Source organism: Thioalkalivibrio sp. ALMg11 (assembly GCF_000377905.1).
Taxonomy (GTDB): Bacteria; Pseudomonadota; Gammaproteobacteria; order Ectothiorhodospirales; family Ectothiorhodospiraceae; genus Thioalkalivibrio.
This window is the reverse complement of sequence record NZ_KB898877.1, coordinates 60,910-79,494: the sequence shown is the minus strand read 5'-3', so window position 1 is coordinate 79,494 and position 18,585 is coordinate 60,910. Positions and strand designations below refer to the sequence as shown.

Here is an 18,585-nt window from a genome sequence, read left to right as displayed (position 1 = left end):
GATGTTCGAACATATTCTGGTTGCAGTGGACTTCTCGCCTGCCTCGGCCCGGCTGGAGACCCAGCTCGAACGCCTGCGGGCCCTGGGTTGCCGGCGGTTGACCCTGGCCTACGTGCTGGTCGAGGGCTACACCCAGGCCCCCGAGCTGGGGCATGGCCCGTATTACGAACAGCGCCTGGAGGAGATGGCTGCGAGGCTGCGCGAGCGCGGCTTCGAGATGGATACGGCCGTCTGCGCAGGTGCGGTGGCGTCCGAGCTGGAACGCGTGGCCCGCGAGCGCGGCGCCGGCGTGATCCTGGCCGGCAGCCATGGTCACAGCACGTTGCGCGACATCTTTCTGGGCAGCACGGTGCTGGACCTCGCGCGCCGCGCCCGGCGGCCGTTGCTGCTGGTACCCACCGATGGCGACGTGGTACTGGCCGAGGCCCCGGTGTGCCGCCCGCTACTCGCCACCGATGGCTCGCAGGCCGCTGAGGCGGCGGAAGAGGTCTTTCTCAAGGTGCTGCCCGAGTGCCGTCGCGGGGTGGTGGTCGCGGTCGGGCGCTGGGACGATGATCCCGATCGTGCCGACGAACGTCGGGCCATCGAGGCCCATGTCGAGGGTCTGGTGCAGCGAGCCGGGGAGCGCGCCTTTGATACCGTGCTCGTGGGGCAGGGCAAGCCCTCGGTCGTGATCGGCCGGGTGGCGGAGGAAAAGGCTGTGGATCTTGTGATCATCGGCAAGCGTGGCCGTAACCCGGTCACCGACCTGCTGCTCGGCAGCACGGCCGAAGCCGTATGCCGTCAGGCCCGGCGCCTGACGTTGCTGGTGCCAAGCCAACACTGAGCACGCTAACCGTATGCAACACAAGGAGCGGACCATGAGCGATGCACAACGGGCCCTGAAGGTGCCCAAACTGGAACAGGCCTCCATGAATGAGGACCACCACGAGGCGGCGCGCCTGCTCGACCAGGTCGGGCAGGCCCGGGCGGCGGGCGACGACGCGGCCCTGCACGCGGCCTTTGCCGCCTTCGTGGACTACAACCGCGAGCACTTCGCCCGCGAGGATGCGCTGATGGAGCGCGTGCGCTTTCCTCAGGCGGACTATCACCGCCAGGAGCACGCGGCCCATCTGGCGCGCTGGGAGGCGCTGCTGGCCGGGCTGGAGGACGGTTCGGTGCAGGGCGGGGATCTCGCGGCCGCCCTGGATGACGAGATCATCCCCTGGTATCAGCGCCATTTCACCACCATGGATGCCTTGCTGGCCCAGTTTGCGCAAAGGGCCGACGCGTAGGCGTTTTTTCCCTCGTCGTTGCGAGGAGCCAAAGGCAAGGGGGGCAATGAACCCCTGGGGCGGGGCCGTGCCTTGTTTGTGGCGTCAGGGGGCAATCCCCGTGTCCCGTGGCGTGGAGCGGTCAGTCCTCGGCATTGTCGACCTGCAGGATCTGGTACTGCACGCACAGGGTTCGCCCGGCCAGCGGATGATTGCCGTCGAGGATCGCGCCCTTCTCGGTAAGCCGAACGACCTTCAATTGAAAGACATTCTGTTCGCCACGGCTGTAGAGCCGCTGGCCCGGTTCCAGTGCGATGTTGTCGGGCAGATTCTCGCGTACGGCTTCGAAGACCAATTCCGGCCGGTGTTCGCCGAAGGCAAGCACCGGCGGAATGGTGAGTTTACCCCGGTCGCCGGCCTGCATCCCCTGTAGCGCGGGCGCCAGACCGGGCAGGCCGGCGTCCTCCTGGCCATGCACATAGCGTATCGGCTCGTCCGCGGGATGTTTCAGCCAGTCGTCCAGTGGGCTGCCGTCGGCATCGTCGCGAACCGTGTACAGCAGGGTCACGGCCTGGCCGCGTGCAATGGTTCCCGGTATCACGTTATCTCTCTCCCATGCGAAAAATATTTCGGAGGCTCTCGGTCTGCGGCCACGCCTTTGCCGTGCGCGGCGGTAGCGACTCGCTACCCCTCAAACAAAACATATAAAAAAGGGCCGGCGCCAGGCCGGCCCAACAGAGGTGGCGTTGGAAGCACGCCGGAGATGCACATGGGCGTTCGGCTAGGGATGCCGTCGCCTGCAGTGTCCCTAGCAACCATCGGGCCATGTAACGGTATCCGGGATACGTCCTGAGGCCACCGGCATCGCCACAAGGCGCTACGACACAGATTTTGGGTCGCCGATTTGTGGGCCATTTCCGCTACGGCCTGAGCGGCCGCGTGGACGGACCCACTCGGGGTTACCAACCGGTAACCACTTCTGAGCTGGAAATCTCGAAACCGTTACCGCTGGGTAACAAGGCTGCGCGCCGCAAGTCCGGCGCGTCGTTGCCGGAGCCCGTCAGGTGGCCGATGGGAGGCTTCTGGCGTGATCTGGCACACGCTTTGCAACTCGATCCCTATATAACCGAGACGCTGGCCGTGAAGCGGCCTGCCATGGTCGCCGACATCCGGTGAGTCCGGTCCCAACCTGGGGGATTGAATGCGGGAAACCACCGCACCACAGCATGCCTATCAGCGTTTGCACCCGGATATCCCCGAGGTGGCGTTTCTGGCTTCCGCTTGTCTTCCCGGGCGTTCGCCGCTGTCGCGGTGCAGCGACTGCGCCGATGCCTGCCCGGCGGACGCACTGGAAGGCGCAAGGGGAACGCTCACGCTTGCGGACACCTGTCTGCGTTGCGGCCAGTGTGCCGCGGCGTGCCCCACTGGAGCGCTGCGTGTGAGCGGATTCCCGCGTTCCGAGAACCTGGACGGTCCGGTCGAGGACAGCGCGGCAGAGTTGCCGGTCGAATGCTGGCGCGTCCCGCGCGAGGCCATGGACAGTGGGGCATTGCGGGTTCCCTGTCTGGCGGGCCTGGACAGCGGCACCCTGGCCGAATTGTCGGCCCTGCGTGGTGCGCCCCTCGTGCTGATCAACCGCGGCTGGTGCGAATCCTGTCCGGCCGGGGGGCAACCCGTCCCGATGGCGGAGTCGGTGGCCGTTGCTGCGTCTGCTCTGGAGTCGGCGGGGGCCCCGCCGCATCGTTGGCCCCGGGTAGAGGATCGGCCGTTGGCGGCGCGCCGGGCGACGAGCCAATCGATTCCGTTGCCCGAATGCGAGACGCGCTTCGGCCGACGGGAGTTGTTCCGGCAGATGGCGGGACGCTCCGCGGGTGGCGCACTGAGTGGCGCCGGTCTGGATGCCCCTGCGGAGGGCGCCGCGGAAACGCGTCCCCTGGTGGACAAGATCGCGGCCCTGCCGCGCCAGCGACTGTCGCGGGCGGTAGGGACGTTCGCGAGCACGGTTCCGGCGTCGATGGCTCCCCGCCTCGGTGTGGACGAATCGCGTTGTTGCAACCAGCGCGTGTGCGCGTCGCTTTGTCCGACCGGGGCGCTCCGGGCGGTCAACGACGAGGACGGGAGTGGACTCGATTTCGAGCCCGCGGATTGCATCGCCTGCGAGCTGTGTGTCCGCGTGTGCCCGGAACGGGCGCTGGAACTGGCACCCGAGGACGGTGTGTCCGGGCCGCTGATCCGGCATGCGCATCAGTACTGCCGCGAATGCCGGGCGTTCTGCCCCGGCAATCGTGAAGAGGGGCTCTGCGCGTCCTGCGCGAAGAAATACGGGCTACTGGCGGATGGCGGTTACGAGCTGCTGTTCGGAAAGCCCGCCGAGCATTCCCGGGACGCCGCCGTCGCCCCGGGTCGCGACGAAACACCTCCGGGCCACGCCGGCACGGGGCCACGAGAAGAGCTGAAGGGAGTGGAGGAGAATCTATGAAAGCCATCCTGGAAAAAATGCTGAACCGCAGGCGATTTCTGCAGGCCACCGGTGCGACCGGGGCCGTGGCGGGGGTTGCCGGCATGGGCAAACTGGCCGGATTCACGGCCGCCGCGGGATCGGCGGGTGTGACCAGTACCGCGAGCGCCGCGACCTTTGCGGATGCCCAGGTGACCAAGAATATTTGTCACCAGTGCCCGGCCCGTTGCGGAATTAACGTGTACACGCATAACGGCCGCGTGACCTCCATCTATGGCGACCCGGGCAATCCGATCGCGAACGGCAAGCTCTGTCCCAAGGGCCATCTTGGAACCTATTTCCTGTATGACCCTGACCGGTTCAAGGGGCCGATGCGGCGAACCAATCCGCAAAAGGGCCGGAACGAGGATCCTGGCTGGGAGCCGATCTCCTGGGATGAGGCCTATGACGAGATCGCCACCCGTATCAATGAACTGCGCGAGAACGGTGAGGCGCACAAGATCGCGCATTTCTACGGGCGTGGCTGGGGCCCGAGTGATGCAGGGCTGTACGGCGCGTTCGGGCAGTTGGTCGGCACGCCGAATTCCGCCATCGGGCACGCCTCGATGTGCGCGGAGGGGTCGAAGCGGGCCAAGGCCGCCACTGACGGCAACAATTCGTACAACTCTTATGACTACAAGAATGCCAACTACCTGCTGACCTTCGGGGCCAGTTTCCTGGAGGCCTTCCGTCCCTACAACTACCTGATGCAGGTATGGGGACATATGCGCAGCAAGAGCCCGCGCACCCAGGTCACTGCGGTGGATGTGCGGATGAATCCGACCATGGCGGCCGCCGACCGCTATTTGATGGTGAAACCGGGAACGGATGGGGCCCTGGCCCTGGCGATTGCCCATGTGATGCTGACCGAGGGTCTCTGGGACCGGGAGTTCGTGGGCGACTTCGACGACGGTCGTAACCGGTTCCGTACCGGGCAGCACGTGAGTCGCAACCGGTTCGAGGAGAAGTGGACGCTCGGCCTGGCCGACTGGTGGAACGCCGAACTGAAGGACCGCACCCCCGAATGGGCGGAAGGCATCACCGGCATTCCAGCCAGTGACATCCTCAAGACCGCGCGCGAATTCGGTACCACCCGACCGGCGATGGCGGTCTTTGAACGCGGCCCGACTTCGCATACCAATGGTGTGTACAACGGGATGGCCATTCACGCCCTGAACGCGCTGTCTGGCGCGATGTTCGCCGAAGGGGGGCTGTTCTACCAGATGGGGCCGTCCTATGGCTCGGGCCCGGCCGATGCGGGCGACTACATGGACGATATCGCGCGCGATATGGCCGGCAGGCATCCCCGGATCGACATGGCGGGGACTGAACGGTGGCCGTTTGCCGGAACCATGATGCAGGAAACGGCGAAGAACCATAACGCCGGCGACCCCTACAAGCTGAAGATGGCGATGTTCTACACCACCAACCCCATCTGGACCGCGCCGGATGCGCCGGAATGGGAAAAGATGATGAGCGAGATCTTCGTGGTGGATACCTCGCCCTACCCGGGGGAAACGGCGAAGTTCGCCGATCTGATCCTGCCCGAATCCACCTATCTGGAACGCTTGCAGGACTCGCCAACCTATCCGTTCGAGGGTTGGCCGATGACCGCGCTGCGGGTGCCGGCGGTTGAGCCGCTCTACGACACCACCGAGTTCGGCAACATGATGATCGAGATCGGCAAGCGCATTAACGGGCCGACCGGCGATTACTACCGTCAGATCGACAGCGTCGAGAACCTCCTGCGTCACCTGGCGCGGGGCTTCGAGGACGACCCGGGCGATAACGGTGTCGACAGTTACGAGTCCTGGGTCGAGAAGGGTGTCTGGTACAAGAAGCCGTATCACTGGAAACAGCACCGGGGTGTGTTCCTCGAGTGGGATGGTGACGGCTACAACCGCGAGATGTCCGAAGAGGAGGTCGGGGAAAAGCTGCTGCGCACCCAGTCCGGCAAGTTCGAGTTCAAGTCCTCGCATCTCGAGGAACAGGCTGACTACATCACGCAGCATCTGGCTGTGGACCGTGACCGCGTCGGGTTCCCGCAATGGGTGGCGCCCGAATACACGGGCGGTAACCGCGACCTCTTTTTCGTGACGCCCAAGACCCCGATGACTGCGGAGGGGCGAAGCGGCAACATCCCGCACGCCATTGCCCTGATGCAGCCGAGCGTCGGGGGCAATGATCGCACCTACGTGGAGATGCACCCGAGTACCGCACGTGAACGCGGGATCCGGGATGGCGATCGGGTCCGCATCACCGCGGATCTCGGGACCATCGAAGGCTATGTCCGCTTCATGCCCCAGAATCGCCCGGACACCATTGTGCTGCCGTACGAACACGGGCACTGGGCGCAGGGTCGCTGGGCCGAGGCGCAGGAGCGCTCGGTGGCGCCCGGGAACCCCAACGAGATTACCGCCAACGTGTCGGATCCGATCTCCGGCCTGGTTGCCTACTACACCGGCAAGGTGGATGTGGAACGGGTCTAGGCCCGACACCTTGATGCGAACGATTTCAGGAGACTAGAAGATGGCAAAGTGGGGAATGGTCATTGACCTCGACAAGTGTACTGGCTGCCAGGCCTGTACCACTGCCTGTGGCATGGAGAACGACACCCTGCCCGGCGAGAACTGGCAGGACGTGCTGTTTTACACCGAAGGGGAGTACCCGAGCGGCCAGATGAAGTGGCTGCCGCGGCCGTGCATGCAATGCGAGGACCCGTCCTGCGTGCACGTCTGCCCCACCCGGGCGACCTACAAGGATCCCGACGCCGGTGGCATCGTGTTCATCGACTGGGACAAGTGCATCGGCTGCAAGTACTGCATGATCGCCTGCCCTTACGGCGTGCGCTTCTTCGCCGACGAGGCCCCCCTGGTGGAGCCGGACCTCAAGGAGGTCTTTCCCGGCAGTGGCGGGCAGCTCTGGGATCCGCCGGGCCAGAGTCCGGATCAGGACCCGAGGCGTGGCATTGGCGTCCAGCCGAAAGGCGTGGTGTCGAAATGCACCTTCTGCTACCACCGCGTGAGCAAGGCACCGGAAGGTGTTCCGGACCTCGACGAGGACGATCCGGACTTGGTCGACTACGTGCCGGCCTGCGTGCGGACCTGTCCGCCCAAGGCACGTTTCTTTGGCGATCTGGATAACCCGGACAGCAACGTGAACAAGCTGATCGCGAACAAGAAAGGGATTCGGTTAAAGGATCACACCGGTAACCGTCCGCAGGTCTACTACCTCGGTGCCGGCGCCGGTATCCCCGCGTTCCAGCCGAAATCCTAAGGGAGAGAAGTCATGAGTGCAGATACCATTGATCGCAAGAACACGGGGCTGATGACGGGCATGCTTGTTGTGGGGGGCGTCATTGCGGTCGTGACGTTCGCCATCGTTGCATTTGCCCTGCTCACTCGGGGCCATGCGGCCTTCAACATGGACGCCAATGTGGCATGGGGGCTGCCGATCGCCACCTATGTCTATTTCGCCCTGATGTCCTCGGGGCTGACCCTGATTGCCGCACTGGCCATGGTGTTCGGCTTCAAGCAGTACTATCCGCTGATCAAGCGGGCCATCTGGCTCGCGATCGTAACGCTGGTGGCGGGCCTCGCAGTGCTTGCGATGGAGCTGGGTCACACCTTCCGCATGCTGTGGGCGATCCCGCTGAACCTGCAGATCGAGTCCGCGATGTTCTGGATGGGGGTGTTCTACCTCCTGGATTTGATCTTCATGGCCTGGAAGTTCCACATGATGGAACGGGGCGACTGGACCAGCTGGCTCAGCCGCCAGCTCGGGATCGCATCGTTCATCGCCGTACTACTGGCGGCCGGTACGCTTGCGCTGGTGTTCGGGATGATGGGCATGCGGCCGTTCTGGTTCGATCCGACCTTGCCGGTCTGGTTCTACGCCACGGCGGCGCTCTCGGGTGTCGCGGCGCTGGTGTTCTTCACCCATCTTTCCTACGGCATGAATCGTTCGCGTATGCCCGAGGCTCTGCGCATGGATGTCGAGGGCCCACTGCCGAAGCTGTTTCTGTCGCTGGCCGGGATCACGCTGGTGTTGTTCCTGTCCCGGATGACGACCGGTCTGTACGCGAATGCACCCGAGGTCAACGTGGTGTGGAGCGAGTATCTGCTGGCTTCCGCTTGGTTCCACTTCGCGGTGTGGGGTGGAATCCTGCTGCCGTTCGTGCTGCTGCTGGCGCGGGGTATGCGCAACGCGCCGGGTGTCCAGATGCTGGCGGCCATCCTGGTGCTGGTCGGAATCTTCATCGAGCGGCTGTACTTCGTGGTCGGTGGCCAGGTGGTCCCGCTATTCAAGGGAACCTGGGAGCGGGGGCTGGTGGAATATGCCCCATCCCCCATGGAATGGGTGCTGACCGTGATGGGTATTGCGCTGGTTTTCGCCCTGTATGCCCTGGGTGAACGCCTGTTCAATCTTTCCGACAGCCCGATGGCGTTTGCGGGCGATGAGTCCGTGCGCGGCCGACAGGCGACCGTCAGTTCCTGAGTTGGATGCGGCTAGCCGGGAAACCCGGAGGCTCGGATGGTTCCGGGCCTCCGGCGTTTTCCGTTGTGATTCGGATATGAATGCCCGACGGTGAAACCACTTGCGGGAAGCCGTAGCAGCGACCTAGGAGTCGACATGAACGATACGGAGAATCCATCCCTGCTTCCGCTTGGTGAGGCCATGCTCTGTTTGGGGCAGGCCTTTTTGCCACCGCGCGATCGCACCCGGGTCGAGGCGATGCAGGGGCCCCTGATCGAGGACTTGCAGGCGCTGAACAGTGAACTCAATTTCGCCGCGCAAGAGGACCTGGACGGGCTGCAGCACGCCCTGCGCGAAACAGGAGACACGGAGGGCGGGCTGTTGCGCATCTACAGCCGGTTGTTTCTTTCACCGCCATTTCCGGCTCCCCTGAACGCCGGGATTCAGCTCCAGGGCAGCCTGATGGGCTCGTCCACAGTGGAGATGGAAGCCTTCTATCAGCGCTACGGGCTTGCACGGGATCCGGATTTTCGCGATTTGCCGGATCATCTGGCCCTGCAACTGCAGTTTGTGGGTTACCTGCTCGGGCTTGCGGCGGATGCCGAGGACCAGCAGGAGCGCGAACGGATCGCGGCGGAGGCCGGCAATTTCGTCCGCCGGTTTCTGAATCCATGGTTACCGAATTTCCAACGGCAACTGGACGAGGCGGTGGGGCATGCCCCCGCCGCCGAGGGGTATCGACGCCTGGCCATCGTACTGCGCGGTCTGGTGTCGAAAGTGACCGAGTGCCTGGAAGGAATCGCCCCCGTAATCGAGCAGGAGGTTTCGGTAGCCGCGAAGCCTTCACTGGAAGAGGTGGTTCGGGCGCGGATGCCCGAGGGCGACCAGGAGATCGAGACCGGGCCGGCCGCGTGTCGGGTATGCGGAGCAGATTTCATTCCCAGCGGAGACCTGGCCTTTATGGTGCGGCAACTGGAGGAGCGGGGTCTGGCGACCGATCACATGTATGTCTGTCCGAACTGTCGGGACGGCGAGATGGGCCTGAGCCGGATGAAGGTCAAGCTCCCGGAAAGCGCCCGCAAGCAGATGTAGGGTCGACCGGCCTCGAAGGCTCGGGGTAAGCGGGTTGATATACTGCCAATGCTAGGCAACCTCGGAGGCAGGGCACGTCGTATGAAGCGCCGCAACTTTCTGGGGTTGGTGTTCCTCGCACCGGGGATTTCGGGGGCGGCAACGGCGCGGTCGTCCGTGCGGATTGGCCTGACGCCGGTGTTTCTGAACGACCAGACCTTCCTGAATCGCTGGCAGGGGTACCTGGAGGAACGGCTTGGCAGGTCGGTGGAGTTCGTCCAGCGCGGCAACTATCGCGAGATCACCGAACTGGTCCTGAATGGGCGTGTGGATTTTGCCTGGCTCTGCGGGTATCCGTATGTCCGCTATCGGGAGCATATGGATGTGCTGACGGTGCCCATTTATCAGGGCGAACCCTTGTACCGTTCGTACCTGATCGTCGGGGCGGATGATGCCCGGACCGAGACCCTCGAGGATCTGGAAGGGCGGCTTTTTGCCTTTTCCGATCCGCTGTCGAATTCGGGGTGGCTGGTGCCGCAGGCCCGGCTGCTTGCCGCCGGTCATGATCCCGAGGGCTTCTTTGCACGGACCTTCTTTGCCGGTGCGCACCGTAACGTGATCGAGGCGGTTGCGGTGGGCCTGGCGAATGGCGGGGCGGTCGACGGGTATGTCTATGACGCGTTGGCCCGTCTGCATCCGGAATTGACCGAACGCACCCGGATCATCTGGCGCTCGGAGACCTACGGGTTTCCCCCGGTGGTCGCCCGGAACGGCGTCGATCCCGAGTTACGGGGACGGTTTCGGGATGCCTTGCAAGGTATGCAGGGTTCGGGGCAGGGAAGAGCCCTGCTGGAGCAATTCTATCTGGACGGCTTCGGAGACCCGGACGCCGAGTTGTATACCGGTATCGAACGTTTAATGCGGCACGTCGAACGCGGTTGAGATGCGACTTCGGAACCTCAGCTACAGGGTCAAGACGCCATTGAGCGCGGTGCTGGTGATCCTGCTGACGGCGCTGATCCTGTCCAGTGTGCTGCTGGTGCGGGCGTATCAGGACAGTCGCGATGATCTGATCTCGAATGCTCTCGACCTGGGGACGGTCCTCAGCCAGACCCTGCGTCCGGCAATGAAGCGGGACGAGGTGTGGATGGCGTACGAGACGATCATGTCGCCCCTGGAGAGGGATGCCGGCTGGCAGTACGCGGTGGAGCAGGGCGAGCAGCCCGCGATCCCGGTTGAGGGCAAGCCCGAACGCGAAATCTATGTACTGGATACGCGGAGCCGGGTGTATGTGGCGTCGCGTCCACGGGAATACCCGATGCTGGACGAGCTGGCCCGGCGTGGCGCCGAACATGCGGAGCTGGTGCGTCGGATCGAGGCCCGTGACGACCGACGCCCGGTGGTGTTCGATGATGTCTGGCCCGGACGTTACGTGATGGTAGTGCCGATCCTTGCGGAGGACTCGGCCCCCCTGGGGACCCTGGTCCTGAGTTATTCCAGCGCCCTGCTTGTGCCACGGTTCCTCAACGCGCTGGAACAAGTCATCCTCGGAACCTTGCTGGTGCTGGTCATCTTGCTACCGCTCGGCTGGTACTGGGGTAAACGCCTGACCGATCCGCTCGCACACCTGTCTGCCTGCATGGGGCGGGTGGGGACCGAGGTGCCCAGTGATATCCAGTGCGATCTGTACGATGGGCGGGACGAGATCGGTCAGGTCTCGTACCGCTTTCGGCGCATGCTGGACGAGCTGCGCGAGAAGGAGGAGCTGGAACGCAGCATGGTGGCCTCCGAGCGGCTCGCGGCTGTCGGGCGTCTTACCGCGGGTATCGCCCACGAGATCAACAACCCGTTGGGTGGCATGCTGAACGCGATCAGCACCTACAAGCGCCATGGCGACGAGCGCGACCCGGTGGCGGATCGCACGATCTCCTTGCTGGAGCGCGGTCTGGTCCAGATCAAGGGCACGGTGGGGGCACTGCTGGTGGAGGCGCGTCTGGAGAGTCACGCGCTGACACCGGATGATCTGCAGGATATCCGCACGCTGGTGCAGCCGGACATCCAGCGCAAGGGGCTGCGCCTGGTCTGGGACAATGCGATCGATGCGCCGGTGGCGCTGCCGTCGTCCCAGGTGCGCCAGGTCCTGCTGAACCTGCTGCTGAATGCGGTGCAGGCGAGCGACGAGGGCGGCGAGGTGCTCTGCTGGCTGCGGGCAGACAACCGCTTCTTCCACGCTGCCATCTCCAACGGGGGGAAGCACATCAGCCGCGGACGCATGGCCCACTTGTTCGAGCCATTCGCTACCAGCAGCGGCGAGGGGCATGGCCTCGGGCTTTGGGTGACGTACCAGCTGATCCAGCAACTGGACGGACAGATCGAGGTGACAAGCAACGAATCGGTGACCATCTTCGAGGTGACGTTGCCATTGTCGGAAGGGGAGAGCTCATGAACGAACGTCCGCTCCTGTGCCTGATCGAGGACGACGAGATCATGGGCGAATCCCTGTGTGATCGCTTCGAGCTGGAAGGCTATGCAGTGGACTGGGCCCGGAGCATTGCCAAGGCTCGGGAACAACTGGCAAGGGGTGGCTACGCGGTCGTCCTGAGCGACATTCGCCTGGGCGATGGCTATGGCGACGAGTTGTTCCTGGAGTGGCAGGAGGCCCACGGTGTCCAGGCACCCTGGCTGTTCATCACCGCCTACGGCGCGGTGGATCGCGCCGTGGCGCTGCTCAAGCGCGGGGCGGCCGACTACATCACCAAGCCGTTCGATCTCGATGCACTGGTGGACAAGGTCGCGGATCTGGCCAGCGACCATGGCGAGGATGCCTCGGGCGAGACCACGCTGGGTACCTCGGCCGCGATGAGACGCATCGCCGCGCTGCTGGGACGGCTTGCGGAACAGGCCAGCACCGTATTGATTACCGGCGAGTCGGGCACTGGCAAGGAGGCCGTGGCGCGCGAGCTGCACCGCCTCGACCCGGTACGTTCGGATCAGCCCTTCGTGCCGGTGAACTGCGGTGGCCTGACCGAGACCCTGCTGGAGGCCGAGCTGTTCGGCCACGAGAAGGGGGCCTTCACCGGTGCGGTGCGGGCGCGCCCGGGCGTTTTCGAGCAGGCGCATGGTGGGACGCTGTTCCTGGACGAGGTGGGGGATATGCCGCCGGTCATGCAGGTCAAGCTCCTGCGCGCGATCCAGGAGCGCCAGATCGTGCGGGTGGGCGGGGAAAAGGCCATCCCGGTGGAGCTGCGTCTGATCTGCGCCACCCACCGCGATCTGCTGCAGATGGTGCGCGAGGGGCAATTCCGCGAGGACCTCTACTACCGTATCCACGTGATCCACCTGCGCATCCCGCCGTTGCGCGAGCGCCCGGAGGACATTCCCTGGCTGGTACGGCGTTTCCTTGATGGGTACGCGCGGGAGCACGGGGAGCCGCGCAAGATGCTCACGCCCGCCGCGGAAAACGCGCTGCTGCGCCACCCCTGGCCGGGCAATATCCGCGAACTCAAGCACGCGATCGAACGTGCCTGCATCATGAGCCCCGGCCCGAATCTGCAGGCCGACAGCCTGTTCGACGAACCGGGCGAGGAACCCTCCACGGGGGATGATGCGGAAGGCGCGCGCCTCCGTCAGTACCTGCAGGTCTGCGAGGAAAGCTACATCCTGCGCGCGCTGGAGTTACACGATGGCCATATCGCCAATACGGCGGCCAACCTGGGCATCAGCCGCAAGAATCTATGGGAGCGCATGAAGCGTCTCGGGTTGTCGTCGGATACCGGTCGCCAGGGCTGAGGTACCCCGGGTTCCGGTTCCGTCACTGGCGTGGCCGGGTGTACCAGAACCAGCTGAGGCGGCGGGAACGCAGGCTCCAGGGGAACAGCAGGACCTGCGTCACCACGAGGACGTGGCGGCCCGGATGGAACCAGTCCGCCTTGCGGCCGGAGGTCAGGACGGGGGTGTCCAGGATCTCGACGCGCTGGCCGTGCGCACGGCTCCAGCGTCTCAGCGCCCGGGACAGGAACACCTCTTCCCCCGCGTACACGGCCTCGCTGAAGCCGCCAACCGCCGCGAAGGCTTCGCGGGTGCAGAAGACGTAGCAACCCGCCGCCAGGCTCAGGCGCGCGGAGAGGGTGTTCCACGCGGTGGCACCCCAGCGATAGATCCGGTGGCTGAGGTGGTCGAAGGTGACCCGTGCGCCGCCCCCGCAGACGTCGCCGCTGTCCAGTGCTTCCAGTGTCGCCTGCAGCAGGGCGCGGTCGGGCCAGGTGTCGGCATCGACGAACAGGAGGTAATCGCCGCAGGCTGCGGCTGCGCCGGCATTGCGGGCGCGGCTGATGCGGCGCTCGGGTTCGAACACGACACGGCATCCCGCGGCCTGGGCAATCTGTGGCGTGCGGTCGGTCGAGGCGTTGTCGACCACGATGATCTCGCTGTTCCGGTGGATGCCGGATAGCGCTTGCTGGACCGCCGCCAGGGTGCGCGGTAGCCATTCGGCCTCGTTCCAGGCCGGGATAATGACCGACAGGGCAGGTGCGCGGGACAAGCGGTTCAGTAGGTCGGCATGTGGGGATCGACCTCGCGCGCCCAGGCATCGACGCCGCCGGTCAGGTTGATCACGTGCTGGAATCCGGCCCGGTCCAGGAACCCGCAGACCTGCTGGCTGCGCACCCCGTGGTGGCAGATGACGACGATCTCGTCCTCGGCGTTCAGATCCGGATACTCCGTCGGGATCTGCCCCATCGGGAGCAGTTGCGAGCCCTCGATGTGGCAGTGCTGATATTCCCAGGGCTCGCGTACATCCAGGAGCAGCGGCGGGTTCTCCGCCTGGGCGAGGTAGTCCTTCAGTTCTTGGGGAGACATCTGGCGCATGGGTCGATCCGTGCCTGAGTAAGGCCGCCACGCTAGGGTGCAGCGGGCCCGGGTGCAAGAAACACGATCATTACCGCGCCGAGAGGGATCGGCCGGCATGCGGCGGCTGGGGGAGGCCCTGATTAACGCGTACGGCGGCGGGTCGCGGCGCTCGGGATCGAGTCGCCTGGTTTGCGGCTGGAGGACAGGCTGGACATCGCGGCGGTCCTGGACCCTTATGACCGTGGCGGTGGGGAATGGGGGGGCATGCGAGAGCATGCGGATGGCACCCGGACCCGCGACGTTCGTGGTGGATGGGCCCGGCACAAGCCGAGCCACTCAGGTCGATTCAGGGGATGGGCTGGTCAGCGAGACATCGCCAATGTGTCCCTCGGCGCCAGGCCAGGCGGTGTTGACAGTAGACGATGGTATTCGGCCCGGACCGACGCATAGCACTCGCAGGCACACGCCTCCAGCCCGGGCCGGTCGAGCACGGTGATGTGCCCCCGGTGATACTCGATCAGGCCCGCTTTCTGCAATTTTCCGGCGGCGCAGGTGATGCCTTCTCGGCGCACACCCAGGATATGCGCGATCAGTTCCTGGGTCATTTCGAGTGTGTTCGTGTGCAGACGGTCGAGATTCAGGAGCAGCCAACGGGCGAGCTGCTGGTCCAGGGTGTGATGGCGGTTGCATACCGCCGTTTGTGCCATCTGGGTCAGCAACGCCTGGGTATAGCGCAACAGCAATTGCTGCATGTGGCCGCCGTGAGTGAACTCCTCTTTCAGGATCGGGGCCTTCATCCGGAACCCGTGGCCGGCGCTATGCACGACAGCGCGGCTGGATGTGCTCTCGCCGCCCATGAACAAGGAGATCCCGACCATGCCCTCGTATCCGACAATGGCGACCTCGGTTGTTGCGCCGTCCTGCATCACGTTGAGGAGTGACACGATGGCCGTCGTGGGGAAGTAGGCGTAGCGCATCGGGTGGCCGGGCTCGGCCAGGACCTCACCCAAAGGCATGGGCACCGCCTCCAGGTGCGGGGAAAAATGCGCGTACGTGTCGAGCGGAAGTTCTGCGAGCAACTGGTTCTCCCGCGGTCTATCCGAGAACGGCATCCTGGCTCTCCTGCCCTAAGGTTCGATCAGCACATAACCCCCCCCGGTGGCCGCGAGCGCGACTGCGCTCCATCGCTGGCTGAATTGTTCAAGGATTCGGTCGTCGTTGTACCTTCAATTTGTTTTAATAGCCTCACAGGTGCTGGGCGTCAACGTCAACGCACGAGTTAAACAAGCGTGAGTTCGGTAGCGTTTTTTCGGGGGCGTCCACCCTCATGCGTGTCGCCCCGAGCCGCGCGGGCGCGCACCCGAGCTTGAAGGGCGGACAGATCGAGCAACACCCGGGCGCAACAGCGGTTTGGATGTTCCAGGTTCAATGTGTGTGTCCAATTGGCGTGACCAACGGGCCTGCACGCACTCGTGGAGGCACATAGACGGCAAGGTTCGCCGCCGGGGGGGGCGGAAGGTGCCATGGTACCGCGGGCGCAGTGTGTGGGACCGAACATACGGTGAGCGCGCCTGGCCCCAGTATATGTTGCAAGTGTACGGCTTTCGGACCCGGTAGTATCGAGACCGAAAGCCCGATGTCAGAAACAGGCTCGCCGGCAATGGGTTTCGAACCCGGAGGCTGGATGTCGGGCCAAGTACGGAGTCCATGCATGGAGCCACAAGCCGCGGCTGTCGAACCCACCGATGATCCCCGGGCGTTACAGCGCGCACTGTCCGCGTATCGTACGCCGCTTCTCGCTCGCGCCATCTTTGAACTGGTCGTTACCGTGATCCCGTTCGGCCTTTTCTGGTTCCTGACCTGGGCAAGCGTGAGTGCCGGCTACTGGGTCGGCCTGGTGCTGGCCATTCCCGCTGCCGGATTTCTCGTGCGGCTATTCATGATCCAGCATGACTGCGGGCACGGGTCATTCTTCCCGTCCCGGCGCGCGAACGACTGGGTGGGGCGGGCCCTGGGCATATTGACGCTCACGCCCTACGACTTCTGGCGCCACACGCACGCCCTCCATCACGCGCACTCCGGCAATCTGGATCGCGCGGACGAGGGGAGCATCGAAACCTTGAGTGTGCGTGAATACCAGGCGCTGTCTCCCTCGCAACGCCTGCGTTACCGGCTGTACCGGCACCCGCTGATCCTGTTCGGGCTGGGTCCGGTGTACCTTTTCATGTTGAGCAACCGCCTACCCGTCGGGTTCATGCGCGCGGGATGGATGCCCTGGCTGAGCACCATGGGTACCAATGTGGGCATTGCGCTGGTCGTCGTTGCGATGATGTGGCTGGTGGGTGCGGGCACCTTTCTCCTGGTGCACCTGCCGATCGCGGTTCTGGCGGGCGCGATCGGCGTCTGGCTGTTCTATGTCCAGCACCAGTTCGAGAATACGCGCTGGGCGCACGACGAGGAGTGGAGCTTCCAGGAAACGGCGCTCTACGGCAGTTCCTATTACGAGCTGCCTGCGGTTTTGCGCTGGATGACCGCGAATATCGGGGTACACCACGTCCATCATCTCGCCAGCCGCATCCCGTTCTACCGGTTGTCCGAGGTGCTGGAAGACCATCCGCAGCTTCGCAACATCAGTCGTGTCACGCTGAAGCAAAGCCTCCATTGCGCCCGGCTCGCCCTGTGGGACGAGGAACGGCAGCGTCTGGTCCCCTTTGAGCACGCAAGCACGGAGACGCCTCCGGTACGCGCGTAAGCGTACAGAGCGAGTTCTCCGGCAGGGCGCTCGGGGGGGCGTCGGGCACGGAGGCCGGACGTGCGAATGGATCAGGGGTCTCCCTGGGGGTCTCCCTGGCGCGCAACCGGCGAATGGGGGTGCGGCGCCCGGGCCGCACCCCGTCTGAAGGATGGGGGCCTGTGATTGCTTCCTGAGCGGGCCGGTGGGGTGTTCGGCAGCCAGCAAAAGTCGCAGGCGGAAACACCGCCGCGACGATGCGGGGCCTATCGAAGTCCGAAGAAGCCCAGGATGAACAGGACGATAACGATGGCGCCGACGATGTAGATGATCTGGTTCATAAGCTTTTCCTTGGTTTGGACGGGCTCAGCGACATGCTGTCCGAACCCGGTGACTCGCCTTTCAGGGTATGCGTGGCCGGATCGCCCGTCGGTGCGGCACCGCACAGGGAGTTTCGGGGCTCGTTCGAGCTGGCAGCGAGCGCTGAGTGTCCGCCGCATTGTCCGGCTTGTGGCGAACAGACGCCCGCACTGCCGAATGCCAATCTCGGGGCGGGCTGCGTCTGGCTGCCGGGTTGTGTTCGGCAGCAGACAGACGCAGGGCTCGGGGCCCGCGTAGCTTGGCGCTAGCGAAACGCCGAGAACGTGGGCGAGTCGCTCGAGTGCGCCGGAGACCGCATCCGGGACGCGGGCCGGGCCCCCCGTAACTGAATGACGGATGGGCCGAGCGGCTATCCCGGACGTGACTCCTTTTATCGACAACCGTTGACGGGAGAAGGACATGAACAAGGACCAGATCAAGGGCCGCGTCGAAGAGGCCAAGGGCCAAGCGAAGCAGACCGCCGGCAAGGTCGTTGGCAACAAGGAACTGGAAGCGAAAGGAAGCGCTCAGAAGGCGGGCGGAAAGCTTCAGGCGGGATATGGCGACCTGAAGAAGGACGTCAAGGATTCCACCTGACCCGGGCTTCCCGCGGGTGATCCCGGTCACCGGCTTCGCTCGCGGTGCCGCCCCCGGGAAGCAGAATGACCAGGGACCGGGCTATCATGCGCGCACCAGGGGCGGTGATCTCTGGTTGATTTAATTGGAGGACCGATGCGGAAGCTGAGCCCGGAATACGAGAGACAGTTGCAATTGCGCCAGGACGCCGAGTCCCGGCTTAAAGAGGGCTCGGCTCCGACCAACGGTGGCTGGACGGTTGGCCCGGATTCGCTGACGCTCCTTTACCGGCTAGCAAGCGATCCCGATACCGCCGCGGACGCGCTCAGGTTGTTGAGTGAATTGCAGACCCACCAGGTCGAGCTGGATCTGCAAAATTCCCAGCTGAGAACCGACCAGGAGGAACTGGAGCAGGCCATGGCTCGTTATCGGGGCCTCTATGAGTTTGCGCCAGTGGGTTACCTGGTCGTCGGGCTCGATGGAAGAATCCTCGAAGGCAATCGTGCGGGCGCCGAGCTGCTCGGCACGGAACCGAATGGACTCGAGGGCGAGCCCCTTGCCTCGTGGTTCGCACAGGGCAGCCAGTCGGCGGTTAAGGGCGTGGTCGAAGCGTGCCGTGAAGGCGCCGCGGGGGTCTGCTGCTCGGTCGAATCCAGCGGTCTAGGGAGCGGCGGCGCAGAACCCTTGCAAATGACCGCGAGCCTGGGGCCGTCAGGCGAGGAGGTGTTGCTGATTGTATCGAGGTGCGAGCCATCGCCGCGATGAACCTGCTT

Annotated in this window: 17 protein-coding genes; 13 read left to right on the top strand and 4 right to left on the bottom strand. The window is 64.6% G+C overall.

What is annotated here, in order from left to right:
- Position 1: 1 nt before the first annotated feature.
- Together D578_RS0111945 and D578_RS0111940 are read left to right on the top strand one after the other, a co-directional pair.
- Positions 2-826, top strand: coding sequence for a universal stress protein (locus tag D578_RS0111945; RefSeq protein ID WP_018950178.1), 825 nt, complete (start codon positions 2-4; stop codon positions 824-826).
- 34 nt (positions 827-860) lie between these two features.
- Positions 861-1,274 carry a bacteriohemerythrin gene (locus D578_RS0111940; protein WP_018950177.1) on the top strand — a complete coding sequence of 138 codons (414 nt, stop codon included), beginning with the start codon at positions 861-863 and terminating at the stop codon, positions 1,272-1,274.
- A gap of 121 nt (positions 1,275-1,395) precedes the next feature.
- On the opposite strand, the gene D578_RS0111935 is transcribed toward D578_RS0111940, so the two are convergent.
- Positions 1,396-1,854, bottom strand: coding sequence for a peptidylprolyl isomerase (locus D578_RS0111935; protein ID WP_026289327.1), 459 nt, complete (start codon positions 1,852-1,854; stop codon positions 1,396-1,398).
- A 600-nt stretch (positions 1,855-2,454) separates the two neighbouring features.
- Between D578_RS0111935 and D578_RS14970 the strand changes: the two genes are divergently transcribed.
- From D578_RS14970 to D578_RS0111890, 8 genes are all read left to right on the top strand, one after another.
- Positions 2,455-3,732 (top strand): 4Fe-4S binding protein, encoded by a 1,278-nt coding sequence (locus D578_RS14970; protein WP_081617373.1) that lies wholly within the window; start codon positions 2,455-2,457, stop codon positions 3,730-3,732.
- Positions 3,729-6,239, top strand: a complete 2,511-nt coding sequence (locus D578_RS0111920; RefSeq protein ID WP_018950173.1) for a molybdopterin-dependent oxidoreductase — start codon at positions 3,729-3,731, stop codon at positions 6,237-6,239. Before D578_RS14970 ends, D578_RS0111920 begins: the two co-directional genes overlap by 4 nt.
- A gap of 40 nt (positions 6,240-6,279) precedes the next feature.
- Positions 6,280-7,026: a 4Fe-4S dicluster domain-containing protein gene (locus D578_RS0111915; RefSeq protein WP_369772759.1), complete on the top strand. Its 747-nt coding sequence runs from the start codon at positions 6,280-6,282 to the stop codon at positions 7,024-7,026.
- A gap of 12 nt (positions 7,027-7,038) precedes the next feature.
- Positions 7,039-8,247: an NrfD/PsrC family molybdoenzyme membrane anchor subunit gene (nrfD, locus tag D578_RS0111910; RefSeq protein WP_018950171.1), complete on the top strand. Its 1,209-nt coding sequence runs from the start codon at positions 7,039-7,041 to the stop codon at positions 8,245-8,247.
- A gap of 135 nt (positions 8,248-8,382) precedes the next feature.
- A complete protein-coding gene (locus tag D578_RS0111905) occupies positions 8,383-9,318 on the top strand; it encodes a molecular chaperone (protein WP_018950170.1) in 936 nt (311 codons plus the stop codon).
- A gap of 81 nt (positions 9,319-9,399) precedes the next feature.
- Positions 9,400-10,239, top strand: a complete 840-nt coding sequence (phnD, locus tag D578_RS0111900) for a phosphate/phosphite/phosphonate ABC transporter substrate-binding protein (RefSeq protein WP_018950169.1) — start codon at positions 9,400-9,402, stop codon at positions 10,237-10,239.
- Between the two features lies 1 nt (position 10,240).
- The gene (locus D578_RS0111895) at positions 10,241-11,743 is read left to right on the top strand and encodes a HAMP domain-containing sensor histidine kinase (RefSeq protein ID WP_026289326.1); all 1,503 of its coding nucleotides are present in this window, start codon (positions 10,241-10,243) and stop codon (positions 11,741-11,743) included.
- Positions 11,740-13,086 (top strand): sigma-54 dependent transcriptional regulator, encoded by a 1,347-nt coding sequence (locus D578_RS0111890; RefSeq protein ID WP_018950167.1) that lies wholly within the window; start codon positions 11,740-11,742, stop codon positions 13,084-13,086. The genes D578_RS0111895 and D578_RS0111890 overlap by 4 nt, the downstream gene beginning before the upstream one ends.
- Positions 13,087-13,108: 22 nt before the next feature.
- Here the strand turns inward: D578_RS0111890 and D578_RS0111885 are convergent, their stop codons facing one another.
- The 3 genes from D578_RS0111885 to D578_RS0111875 form a co-directional block, all read right to left on the bottom strand.
- Complete coding sequence (locus tag D578_RS0111885) at positions 13,109-13,837, bottom strand: glycosyltransferase (protein ID WP_018950166.1); 729 nt, start codon at positions 13,835-13,837, stop codon at positions 13,109-13,111.
- Between the two features lie 5 nt (positions 13,838-13,842).
- A complete protein-coding gene (locus tag D578_RS0111880; protein ID WP_018950165.1) occupies positions 13,843-14,163 on the bottom strand; it encodes a rhodanese-like domain-containing protein in 321 nt (106 codons plus the stop codon).
- Positions 14,164-14,507: 344 nt separating this feature from the next.
- Positions 14,508-15,161, bottom strand: a complete 654-nt coding sequence (locus D578_RS0111875) for a Crp/Fnr family transcriptional regulator (protein WP_026289325.1) — start codon at positions 15,159-15,161, stop codon at positions 14,508-14,510.
- Positions 15,162-15,856: 695 nt separating this feature from the next.
- Here D578_RS0111875 and D578_RS0111870 point away from each other — a divergent pair.
- The 3 genes from D578_RS0111870 to D578_RS0111855 all read left to right on the top strand — a co-directional run bounded on the left by D578_RS0111870 (position 15,857) and on the right by D578_RS0111855 (position 18,577).
- Positions 15,857-16,897: a fatty acid desaturase gene (locus D578_RS0111870; RefSeq protein WP_018950163.1), complete on the top strand. Its 1,041-nt coding sequence runs from the start codon at positions 15,857-15,859 to the stop codon at positions 16,895-16,897.
- Positions 16,898-17,656: 759 nt separating this feature from the next.
- Positions 17,657-17,833 (top strand): CsbD family protein, encoded by a 177-nt coding sequence (locus D578_RS0111860; protein ID WP_018950161.1) that lies wholly within the window; start codon positions 17,657-17,659, stop codon positions 17,831-17,833.
- A gap of 135 nt (positions 17,834-17,968) precedes the next feature.
- A complete protein-coding gene (locus D578_RS0111855; RefSeq protein WP_018950160.1) occupies positions 17,969-18,577 on the top strand; it encodes a PAS domain S-box protein in 609 nt (202 codons plus the stop codon).
- The last annotated feature ends 8 nt before the right edge of the window (positions 18,578-18,585 follow it).